Below are 11,743 nucleotides of genomic sequence, written 5' to 3' on the forward strand. Positions count from 1 at the left end.
AATATTACCTTTCTGATTATGTCCACCTCATTTCTTAGTCCTGAGGTTCTATTATAATAGATTTAATAGTATTTGGGACATAGTCACTTGTGATATATTAAGACATTATCATATATGGATCATATTTGCCTCTTGCGGTAAACTAATTCAGTTGACTAAAAACAAAAATAATAGTAATATAATCCTAGACTGTATTTACTATACCATAATTAATTTTTACCACCATAGGGAGTATTTACTGAGATCATATTATCATATTTAATGACATGCCATCATAGGGGAGACCTGTGGTGGCATGTGTAGTTTTTAGAGGTTTGTCGAAAAAGACAAAGATATGTCGAAAGAGCGAGTGGCATCCCCCGAAGCGAAAGACTAAAGCACTAGGTTAAAGACTAAAAAAGAAAGTTAAAACAGGAAATTTTGAAAAAGCCAACACCCTCGCTATCTTTACAAAGGAATACAGTCGCCGGATAAATAATCATTGGTATAGAGACACTTGACAAAGGAGCGGGAAAAAATTTGAGGAGGAGTGTTTAATGAAAAGGTACGTATCAATGTTTATGGCTACTGTAATGGTTTTTTCCGCAGTCATAGGAGGATTTGCTGGGATATCCTATGCAGACAGTAATGTGTATGAGGAACAACGGTTTGCTGGGAAAGATCGTTATGAAACCGCCTATGAAATTGCAAAGCAGAAAAGAAATGATCCGGATACAGTAATCATTGTTCAAGGAGACGGCCCTTCGGATCAGGCAAATGTGGTGGATGGACTTACCGCCAGCGGACTTGCGGGAAAAGAGGAGGCCCCCATACTTTTAGTACAGCAAAACCGAATCCCTACACAAACCGTTATCGCATTAGAAGAACTCAGCCCTAACAAAGCCATCATCGTAGGAGGGGAAAATGCAGTAAGTCATAGGGTTCAAGAGCAGTTGGAAGAAAAAAATCTGGATGTTGAAAGAATTTCCGGTGAGAACCGTTATGAAACCGCTGCCAATATTGCAGTACATATGGAAGAAGGAAAGGATAACACCGCGGTAATTACTAATGGGAATGATGAAAACCTAGTGGACGCTTTAACCGCGGGACCCTTAGCGAAGATGGGTCATCCGATTTTATTGATCAATAACCAACGAAACAGTGTTCCTGAAGCAACCATTGAAGCCATGGAAGCTCTGGAAATTACGGATCTGATTATTGTCGGTGGCGAAGCGGCGGTATCCCCTGAGGTAGAACAGGCATTAGAGGCCGTAGAAGGGGTAAGGGTAATTAAGCGATTAGCCGGTGAAAATCGATACGAAACCGGTGTGGAAGTAGCAGAGTCCAAAGCCTTTAAAGATATGGACCAGGTATACTTAGTAAATGGTGTATCCTTTGTGGATGCGGTGGCAGCCTCCACCTTAGGCGCATCCATTGTGTATGTGAACGGTTCAAGAGAGCATGTGCCCGAGGCTGTAGAAGGTCTCTTAAGTCGAAGGGAAGGCTTTACGGTAATTGGCGGTAGTGAAGCAATCTCATCGAAACTATCCCAAGCGGCATATGCGGCAGTGGCCGGCCCTGCAATCTTTAACCGAGCTGGTACCTATGGCTTAGAAGAGGATACAAGAGTCATTGATAAAGATGCAATAATCAACGTGGAAGACGTTGTTTTAGAAAACATCATCATCACCGGTGATCTGTTAATTGGGGAAGAGGTTGGTAAGGGCGATGCAACCCTAAACAACGTTACCGTGGAAGTAAACACCACCATTCGAGGTGGCGGGACCGATAGTATTTATATCAACGGAGGAAGCTACAACGGAATAACCGTAGATAAAACCTCCTCCGGAGCTGTGAGAATCAAGGCAAGGGATATTCAAGGATTGAATATTACCATATCCAAGGAAGGGGAAGGCCAACGGGTAGAGTTGGAAGGCGATTTTGAAAAGGTAACCGTGGAGTCATCCAATGTGGAAGTGGAAGCGAAGGGCGAAACAAACATAAAAACCATCGAAGTAATGGAGACTTCAGAAAATGTTACCATTAAAACTTCCGAGACGACGAAGATAACAACGGTAAACGGAAACGCTACTACGAAAGTACAGGGTAGCGGAGCGGTGGAAGAAACAAGTGCTGATGTGGTAGTTGAAGACAAAGTAGAAACACCGCCGGCGACAACACCGGCACCGGGTGGTGGCACAACAACGCCCCAGGAGCCTAGTCCTGAGGATCCGGATGGAGAAGACTCCGGGGACGAAGAGGACCCATCAGCGGACACCAGGATGTTAGCCATTGAGCCTATACGTTTAACGACGACGAAAGGTGATTATTCTGGGGTTCCAAACACACATCTTATAGAATGGTCCGATGGTGAGATAAAAGAAGTACAAATTTTAGGCTGGGAATCAAAATTAGAAGACTTAGATATCGGGACCCACTATCTATATGGAAGCTTAGACGGAATGGAGGAGAAAGTACAGTTAATCATTACAATACATCCAGAGGGGTTACGGTTAATTAATGAAGATAAAACGGCCATAGTTTCGAATGAAAAGGGGCTTATCGCAGCGAAGGAACACCTAATTGTGGAAGAGATTTTCATTACTGACGGGATAGCGTTATCGGAAGCAATGATGATTGAAAAGGCAGTAAAGATCAGCAAAGAAGTAACTGGCAAAGCCTTTGATTTTGCTGGTGGCACCCTGGCCTCACTTGAAGTATATGGAAGCGATAACACTATTGAAAACGCCACGGTGGAAACATTAAAAGTGGGAGAAGACGTAAAAGATTTAACCCTGAATAATGTTCAGGATGTGGGTGTATCGGAACACTACTTTGAAGGTGGTGGAGAAAATTCCATTCATATTAGGGGAAATACTAGCCTTGAAGGGGATATCCGAATGGTTTCGGAAAATGAAGGAGTGAGGATTTATGCAGAGGACAACGCCAAAATAGAAGGAAATGTTTGGGTGAGCTCTGAATCCCCGGCGATTCTGGACGCATCGGTAACCAACGTGGTTTTGGAATCCTCGAAAAATAATGTTACCATCAATAATCACGTAAGTAAATTGATGGCTAGAGAAAATATTAATATTGATGTAGGAGAAGATGGAAAGTTGCCCGGGGAAATCCAAGTAAGAGCAGGAGTTACGGTGGTAACTAAAACAAACAGAAATAACGAAACAGAAGAAGTTACAACGCAAAGGGTTTTGGATACAGAAGCTTTGGATCGGGAAATAATTCGGGCAGAGAATCTTCTAGAAGAACCGAAGGTCGGGAATGTTCATGGAAGCTATCCTCAAAAAGCAATCGATGTTTTAACCCATGCTAAAGATGATGCAGAGCGTGATTTATCAGCGGCCATAGAAGAGACAGTAAACGAGCCTGATCTAAGCGATGAAAAAATGATTAAAATACAAAATGATATTGACGACGCCACAGCAGATGTAAATGAAAAAATTAATGCATTTAGAAGCCAAAGAGTGGTGGTAGAACGGTACTCCTTAATCGAAAGCCTGATTGATCAGGATGGACTGATCAGAAGAGCTGAAAGTGGAGATCTTTTAGGGTTTTTTCCGGAGGAGATGGTGATCGAATTTAGACAATTGGTAAGGGATTCCTGGGAAACCGCCAACACCCGAGAAGTGAGCCAGGAAGCGATTGACCAAACGCTAGTGGAGGTAGAAGCTGCTCGAAAGAATCTTTTTGAAGCTGCTTCAGAAGAGGGCGTAGACCCCACAGAGACAAGGGAGATTACCTTTATCCTGGAGGGGAAAACCTTCGAAGTGGAAAACTTTGAAAACTGGAACATTGATAAAAGTTTTGATCTTCGCTACCGGAGCTATAGCTACGGATGGGAGGGAGACAAGCTCTTTGTAAGTATTGAGTATTACACCCATGGTTTAGAAGACGTAAGCTACATTGGCCTTGGCATCCCGGATCAGGAGAATGATAAAGTCTATGTACTGTTCGATGAACTCACCAAAGAAGAGCTGCTTTCAACGGAAACAAAAGTATTAACCATTGATGAGAGCTATGTTCCATTAAATATCAGTATGGAGAATCTACTGAATGAAGAAGAGCGGTCCTTAGCGAACATGCAGCTGCGATTTTATAACAGCGCTTTTATGGAGGAGACTTACGTCGGAGTGTTTGCCTACACTGATCAAATTATGATTCAGTCCGGTACCTATAAAATACTTGCAAACATAACTTCCTGGAATAATTCGGATTTTGAACCCTATGTTTATCAGCTATATACGGAAGTGGAAAGCGAAGAAAAGACAGTGGACCTTAGTGAGGTTGCAACGAATGAATTGGAGCTTTCCCATGAGAAAAGCAGTACCAATAGCTATGACTTCTTAGGGTATAAAGAAGTATCTTTCCAAACGGACTTTGATGGTCAGTCTTATCCAAATAGGCAGGCGTTATTCTTAGGAAAAAATCCTAAGATTCATGTGAACTCTAATTCCCTTTATAATAATTATGTAACTTGGTTAGGGGAAAAAGATAATACCCTTTGGGAGTTTAGGATTGAACTGGATGAGGTTGACTTTATGAAGAATGACGGAGGGATTAAAACAACGGATGTATTTGAGATGAGTGCTGAAGTTAATCAAATCCCAATGAATCAACCGTTGCAAAACTACATTCACCCATCGGTTATCGGAAATAATCAAAGGGTAACGGCCGTAAGAGAAGTTGTTCAAGGGGAAACGGATTATAATTTTCAAACAGTTAAGAGTCTCGATCCAGTGATGCAGCTTACCGTTGGGGATGAAGTGTATTCGGACATGGGCTTAGGCTATGACCCCTTAGGAGGGAGCACCCTGAATGACTGGATCAATGATCGGGACCTAGAGGGTGAGACGGTAACCGTGGAAATATTCTATGATGAAAACCTACCCATTACAATAGAACCATTTAAAGAAACCTATACCGTCACTCGTTCAGAATTTGATGGAACAGAAAGTTATAAGTTTACACCCCGGGAGGATTTGAATGAGTTTACCATAACCGGAGAACTTGGAGAGACGTATCAAGATACCTACGAAGCATCGGGGATCAATAGTTTTTCAGTGTTGTCCCAACCGAAATCTATGGTTGATGCAGTATGGGCGGTTCCCATCGAAGCAGATGATTATGGATTTTTACAGGAGGATATGTTCGAAGGGAAAGCTTCTTTTCCGATAGAGAGTCTAGGCGCTTTTAGAGTGGAGCTGGATAGGTTGACACCGGGGGCGGACTATGTTTTTCTCCTTGTGAATACCGAAGCTGAAAAAAAAGAGCGAATCGTAAGCTTTCTAGCGATTAATGGGGGAGAGAATAACCTCATCAGTATTCCCACCAATGATCTAAAGGGAGACCTAAAGCTTGGGGTCGTAAACCGTGGACAGGGGAACCAAAAGGATGAAGGCATATCCAAGGCGGAAATTGAAAGTCTGGCTGCATATTTTCACAGTCATACCGCTAGCGACTTAATGGAAATAGCGAAAACGGACAATGCCTTAAAAACCCTGAAAAACTATTATATCAATTACAATGAAGATACCGGAGAAAAAATTTCCTTTACCCTTAGTGAGTTTATATCCGGAGGGTACTGGACCACAGATGAGTTTACGGATCCGGAGAATCTAATGCAAAATAGTTATTCTATTTTTGTACGAACGAACCAAGGAGATTATAAAGAAAAAGGGTTTGTTCCATCGGAAGAGATAGAGGATACCCAGGGAAATAACTATGATGCAGATAACCCCATTCCCTTGGATATTAGTTACGACGGTCATGGCTATTTTAGTTATTATTTAGACACTGGATTGGTCACGGATTTAGAAGAAGGTTTTTGGCAACTAGAAGAAATGGAAACCGGTAATGCATTAGGCTATTTTGATTTTTCCCTAAGTAGCTTTATTGATGAGCAGGGAAGACCTATGGGGTATGTCCCCTCCATAAAAATGAACACCAACGATCAGGGATACATGGAAAGCATATCTCTGCAGTGGTATTACAACGATGGGAAAAGCTTTACATTAGTGGAGGACTCCCTTGATATCAGACACTCCATATTAGGGGGATACTTTATCAATGAGATGTCAATCGAAACCGATATTTTTGCCGAGGAGACACCCTATGAATCGCCGAAGGGTATTTTAAGTGGACAACACAGTACATTTAAAAGCCTAGGAGAGAGATATATTGAAGAAGCAAAAAATCACACGGATTATACGGATAATAGTGATTTAGTTTCTAAAGTAACGGCTGTTGAAAAAGCAATTGAAGACCTGGCTCAACTGGCAGAGGAAAGAGGGGATGAGACAGAAAAGGTTAAAAATATTCGGGCAATTAACTTTACCTATCAGATTTTAGGTGTGGCCTACGAACTAAGCTGGATGAATCCCGATTACGATGAAACCTTCGATCAATACGTCCAAACCTATACCGACACATTAGAAGAAGCAGTAATGGTACTTCAAGACTATCTTCATAACTAGAAGCGTGTAAGAAGTAATCGATAAACAACAAAATAGAAAAACCATTCGACAAAAAAAGCGAAATTTGTCGAATGGTTTTTGTTGCAAATTCAAGGTTTTACCTTGTAATTAGTGGACAAATGATCTATTATTTACTATGAAGGGTAAAAAAATATAATTACCGTTTACATAGAGTTATATTGGGTAATGAAAACAGTTTTTTATTTTCACAACCGGAACATAAAGGAGGGATTGGATGTACTTCACGGTAAAACGTTATATGGATATGATTTTAGCACTGTTAGGTCTTATGGTTTTAGCCCCGGTATTTATCCTGATCATGGTTTTAATCAAACTGGATTCTAAGGGTCCGGTATTTTTTCGCCAAAAACGGGTAGGTCGTGGGAAACGTCACTTTTACATACTGAAATTTCGCACCATGAAAATCGACACCCCGAAGGATATGCCCACCCACTTACTTAAGGACCCCGACCAGTACATAACGAAAATGGGGAAATTTCTTCGAAAAACATCTTTGGATGAACTGCCCCAAATTTTGAATATTGTAAAGGGGGAAATGTCCATTGTAGGACCAAGGCCCGCCCTATGGAACCAGTACGACTTAATAAAAGAGCGGGACAAATACGGGGCCAACGACGTACCCGTAGGCCTTACGGGATGGGCCCAGATTAACGGCAGGGATGAGTTGCCCATTGAAAAAAAGGCAAAGCTTGACGGAAAATACGTGGACAACATGGGCCTGAAACTGGACGCCGTATGTTTTATCGGAACCTTTACCGCGGTCCTAAGACGGAAAGGGGTTATTGAAGGCGGCACCGGGATGATTGGGAAGTTAAAGGCCCGGGAGCGAAGAAAGAAAGAACAAAAGATTGTAAAGGAAGAAAAGAAGGAAATCGAGGAAAAGCAGGAACTTCAAAGGGAAGAGTACCGGGAGGCGTAAGGGTATTGTTTGCTTTTAGGGTGGATTCAAGGTAAGATGTTAGATGGTATGGAGGAAAATAGATGAATCGAAAGGGATTTACCTTAGTAGAGGTCTTAGTAGTACTCATGATTATTTCTATTCTTGCCTTAGTAGCCATCCCAAGATTAACAAACTATAAAGCGGATGCAGAGGCCCAAACTTGTTTGGTTAACCGTAGGCAAATCGTTTTAGAGTATGAGATATATTTATTACACAATGAAGTAAACCATGATTATTTTCAGTGGAACACGTTCTTAGAAAATTGCGAGTATCAAATTTGCCCGTCAAATGGCATCCTTGAATACGAGGGTGGCAAGGTGAATTGTACCGATCATAGTGATACCGAAGAAGAGGAAGTTCCCTTCCTGTAGGTTATGTATATTTTCTGATTGTATGTATAGTACGACATGAGTATCCTGAAAGGATACAAACCACAATATGTTGCAGAAGAAATGTCAAGAAAAAAGTTTGTTATGCAAGATGTAGTATTTAAAAATTTCTTGGAAATGGATCCCAATTAATATAGATATACAAAGCACCATATATTGATTATAAAAATGAACAACCACAACATGTGGTGGATGAATGAGGATTATTGCGAAATAAGCCTCAAAGAAAGACACTTTAAAATTTCAAGTTAAAAAATCCAGACCAAGATTGATCATTATAAAATGATGAATACTAAAAACAAAATATTGCAGAATGAAAAAATGCTTCTGCTGGATTCTGCATAAATGGTAAAATATGGAACGAAAAAATTCGACGTGAGTATCCTGAAAGGATAAAGAGGCTACAAGCCTGTAATAACAAGGGGCTGAGAATTAGACAGTCATTCTTCATCAGCCATAGTGGAAAAGACAGGTGGGAGTAACATATAAATTAGGAAATTCAAGTGCAATAGCACTTATACAACATATAGATTCTGTTTTTATACATAAATTAACAAATTAAGGTGCCATAGAAGCATCGCACATAGATTAGCAGGAGGATCATTTACTATGTTTTACTTAAAGATTAAAAGATTAATAGATATCGTACTTTCAGGTTTAGGACTAATTATTTTAGCTCCTGTTTTTTTAGTGCTTATCATAGCTATTAAATTAGACTCAAAAGGCCCTGTACTTTTCAAACAAAAGCGTGTAGGGATCCATAAGAGTCATTTTCATATATTGAAGTTTCGCACCATGAGAATTGATACTCCATCAGATATGCCTACTCATCTCTTAGAGAATCCGGATCAGTGGATTACGAAGGTAGGTAAGTTCTTGAGAAAGACAAGCCTAGACGAATTACCTCAAATCATCAATATATTCAAGGGTGAGATGAGTATTATCGGTCCAAGACCAGCGCTTTGGAATCAGTATGATCTGATTGAAGAAAGAGACAAGTACAGTGCTAATGATGTGCCTGTAGGCCTTACAGGCTGGGCACAGATTAATGGTAGAGATGAGTTGCCTATAGAGATTAAGGCAAAGTTGGATGGGGAGTACGTTAAGAAAAGAAGTCTTTGGTTTGATGCTATTTGCTTTATTGGAACATTTACGGCGGTTCTTAGGAGTAAAGGTGTAATTGAAGGTGGGACAGGATTTATCTCGAAGATGACTAAGGATAAAGAAGAGAGTAAAGGTTCAACCAATAAACAAGAGAACACTAACTATTAAACTTACTAGGCCTAATATGTACACTTTAAATGTGAGTGGTGAGGAGACTGTGAAATAATGAAAAATATTTTAATCACTGGTAAGAACAGTTACATAGGAACATCTCTCGAGAATTGGCTCATGAGAGAACCTGACAAATATAAAGTAGATACGGTTGATATGAAAGATGGGACATGGAAAGAAATGGACTTTAGTTCATATGATGTTGTGTTTCATGTGGCTGGGATAGCTCATATTAAAGAAACAAGTGATAACCAGGACCTTTACTATAAAGTGAATAGGGATTTGGCTTATGAAACCGCTCAAAAAGCAAAACAAGATGGAGTAGAGCAGTTTATTTTTCTGAGTTCAATGAGTGTATATGGTATAGAGAATGGCGTTATCAATAGAGATACTCCACTCAAACCGAATAGTGCTTACGGCAAATCAAAGATTGAAGCTGAAGATTTGATTAATAAGCTTCAAGATGATTCTTTCACTGTAGCAACTTTAAGACCGCCTATGGTCTATGGCAAGGGATGCCGAGGGAACTATCCAAGGTTAGCTGGATTAGCTCTCAAAACTCCGGTTTTTCCAAAGGTAGAAAACAAGCGCAGCATGATCTACGTAGATAACTTATCAGAATTTGTTAAGCAGCTGATAGATAATAAAAGTGGAGGACTTTTCTTTCCGCAGAATGCGGAGTATGTAAATACAAGTGAGATGGTAAAGTTAATTGCCGAGGTTCATGGAAAGAAGATTTTGATGACTAAGTTATTCAATCCCCTATTAAGGCTACTGAATGTAAGTACAGTAAATAAGGTATTTGGTGACTTGGTATATGACATGAATATGTCTGAATATGAGAGTGATTATAGAGTTTGTGGGTCTGGAAAATCTATTCTAAAAACAGAGGGGGCAAGAGAATGAGTAAAAATGAAGCTTTAGTTAGCGTAATTATGCCGGCTTATAACTGTGAAGAGTATGTTATTGAAGCGATAAACTCAGTTCTTGCTCAAACATACAAAAATTGGGAGCTGCTAGTTCTTGATGATGGATCCAAAGATAATACATTACAGATTATTGAAAAATTTAGTCAAAAAGATTCTAGAATAAAAGCACTTCCTAATGGGAAGAACATGGGTGTTTCTGCAACTAGAAACAGAGGGATAGAGCTTGCATCTGGTGATTGGATAGCTTTTTTGGATAGTGATGATATGTGGGAGCCATTGAAATTAGAAAAGCAATTTGAAGTTGTAGAGAATAAATCAGCAGAATTTCTATTCACTGGATCATCATATATAAATGAAGAGGGAGAACCTTTTAAGGGAATATTTGAAGTTCCTGAAAAGGTAACATACAAGAGGCTTAGAAATCAGAATGTAATATCATGCTCTTCTGTTCTTGTAAAGAAGAAGTATTTTGAAAACATCAAGATGGAAAAAGATGAAATGCATGAAGATTATGCCGTGTGGTTGAGAATTTTGAAATTAGGAGTTACAGCTTACGGAGTAAATGAGCCTTTGCTTATATATAGAATTTCTAGAAACTCAAAATCGGGAAATAAGATGAAGACAGTTAAGATGACATATAAGGTGTTTAGATTTGTTGGCATTAACCCTATTGGATCGGCTTATTTTATGATGAGACATGTGATTGCATCGGTAGGGAAGTATAAGAAGATATTTGGATAAACAAATAAGCGGTGTTGTTCGAATAAATAAAGTGGGGTGCTTTAAAATGAAACTAGAAGTATTAATTTCAACAATGCATCAAAGTGATATATCATTAGCAGAAAATATGAATATTAAATCAGATGCGATAATTATTAATCAATGCGATAAAGATGATTATTACGAAAAAGAAACAGACTCTGGTTGTATAAGAATGATTTCTGTAAATGATAGAGGTCTCAGTAAAAGTAGAAATTTGGCAATTAACAATTCGGATTCTGATATCTGTGTTATAGCCGATGATGATCTAAAGTACCATGATGGATATAAAGATATAATACTTAAAGCCTATAAGAAGTACCCGGACGCAGATATAATTGCTTTCGATGTTCCTAGCACTAATAAAGAGCGACCAACATCTTCTCTGAAGGAGGGGAGAGTTGACTTTTTACACTCTATGAAAATAGCATCCTTTCAAATTACTTTTAAAAGAAAGAGTATCGTTGATAACAACATACGATTTAATGAGTTATTTGGAGCAGGATCTAAATATACGTGTGGCGAAGAAAACATTCTTTTAACGGAAGCTGTAAAAAAGGGATTAAAGATATATTTTGTTAATGAAGACAGTGCAATTGTAGACCACAATGAATCAACTTGGTTTAATGGTTTTGATGAAAGGCTTTTTAGGACGAAGGGTGCTATGTTTTATGAAATGAATAATAAATTAGCTTACTTGCTCATTTTACAATTTGCTATAAGAAAGTATTATTTATATAAAAACGAAATGAAGTTTGGGGAAGCTTTAAGGATGATGTTTGAGGGTATGGAAGAATATAAAAAAGAGACTAATAAATAACGGAATTAGATCCTTTAGGATAAAGTCCATTTTTAAGAAAGGAAAAGGTATAATGTATTTTATATGCTTTGTACTAGAAGATTATTATGAGATTTAAAAAAAGAACTTTAAGGGAAACTACTATTATATTTTTTCTAATA

7 protein-coding genes are annotated in these 11,743 nt (G+C 39.0%); all 7 read left to right on the forward strand.

Annotation, left to right across the window (positions count from 1 at the left end; translation table 11 throughout):
- The first annotated feature begins 536 nt into the window (after positions 1–536).
- The 7 genes from ISALK_RS14245 (at position 537) to ISALK_RS14275 (ending at position 11,603) form a co-directional block, all read left to right on the forward strand.
- Positions 537–6,470, forward strand: coding sequence for a cell wall-binding repeat-containing protein (locus ISALK_RS14245; protein WP_160723467.1), 5,934 nt, complete (start codon positions 537–539; stop codon positions 6,468–6,470).
- Between the two features lie 235 nt (positions 6,471–6,705).
- The gene (locus ISALK_RS14250) at positions 6,706–7,410 is read left to right on the forward strand and encodes a sugar transferase (RefSeq protein ID WP_160723469.1); all 705 of its coding nucleotides are present in this window, start codon (positions 6,706–6,708) and stop codon (positions 7,408–7,410) included.
- 62 nt (positions 7,411–7,472) lie between these two features.
- On the forward strand, positions 7,473–7,802 hold the full coding sequence (locus tag ISALK_RS14255) for a type II secretion system protein (RefSeq protein ID WP_160723471.1): 330 nt from the start codon (positions 7,473–7,475) through the stop codon (positions 7,800–7,802).
- Positions 7,803–8,429: 627 nt separating this feature from the next.
- On the forward strand, positions 8,430–9,092 hold the full coding sequence (locus ISALK_RS14260; protein ID WP_160723473.1) for a sugar transferase: 663 nt from the start codon (positions 8,430–8,432) through the stop codon (positions 9,090–9,092).
- 57 nt (positions 9,093–9,149) lie between these two features.
- Positions 9,150–10,001, forward strand: a complete 852-nt coding sequence (locus tag ISALK_RS14265) for an NAD-dependent epimerase/dehydratase family protein (protein WP_160723475.1) — start codon at positions 9,150–9,152, stop codon at positions 9,999–10,001.
- Positions 9,998–10,765: a glycosyltransferase family 2 protein gene (locus tag ISALK_RS14270; RefSeq protein WP_160723477.1), complete on the forward strand. Its 768-nt coding sequence runs from the start codon at positions 9,998–10,000 to the stop codon at positions 10,763–10,765. Before ISALK_RS14265 ends, ISALK_RS14270 begins: the two co-directional genes overlap by 4 nt.
- 46 nt (positions 10,766–10,811) lie before the next feature.
- Positions 10,812–11,603, forward strand: a complete 792-nt coding sequence (locus ISALK_RS14275; protein WP_160723479.1) for a glycosyltransferase family A protein — start codon at positions 10,812–10,814, stop codon at positions 11,601–11,603.
- The last annotated feature ends 140 nt before the right edge of the window (positions 11,604–11,743 follow it).

The sequence above is a fragment of the Isachenkonia alkalipeptolytica genome (assembly GCF_009910325.1).
Classification (GTDB): Bacteria; Bacillota; Clostridia; order Peptostreptococcales; family T1SED10-28; genus Isachenkonia; species Isachenkonia alkalipeptolytica.

Excerpts from the sequence above, each read along its gene's own strand:
- ISALK_RS14250 (WP_160723469.1), top strand. The coding sequence starts at position 6,706 with ATGTACTTCACGGTAAAACGTTATATGGATATGATTTTAGCACTGTTA.
- ISALK_RS14260 (WP_160723473.1), top strand. The coding sequence starts at position 8,430 with ATGTTTTACTTAAAGATTAAAAGATTAATAGATATCGTACTTTCAGGT.
- ISALK_RS14275 (WP_160723479.1), top strand. The coding sequence starts at position 10,812 with ATGAAACTAGAAGTATTAATTTCAACAATGCATCAAAGTGATATATCA.
- ISALK_RS14265 (WP_160723475.1), top strand. The coding sequence starts at position 9,150 with ATGAAAAATATTTTAATCACTGGTAAGAACAGTTACATAGGAACATCT.
- ISALK_RS14245 (WP_160723467.1), top strand. The coding sequence starts at position 537 with ATGAAAAGGTACGTATCAATGTTTATGGCTACTGTAATGGTTTTTTCC.
- ISALK_RS14270 (WP_160723477.1), top strand. The coding sequence starts at position 9,998 with ATGAGTAAAAATGAAGCTTTAGTTAGCGTAATTATGCCGGCTTATAAC.
- ISALK_RS14255 (WP_160723471.1), top strand. The coding sequence starts at position 7,473 with ATGAATCGAAAGGGATTTACCTTAGTAGAGGTCTTAGTAGTACTCATG.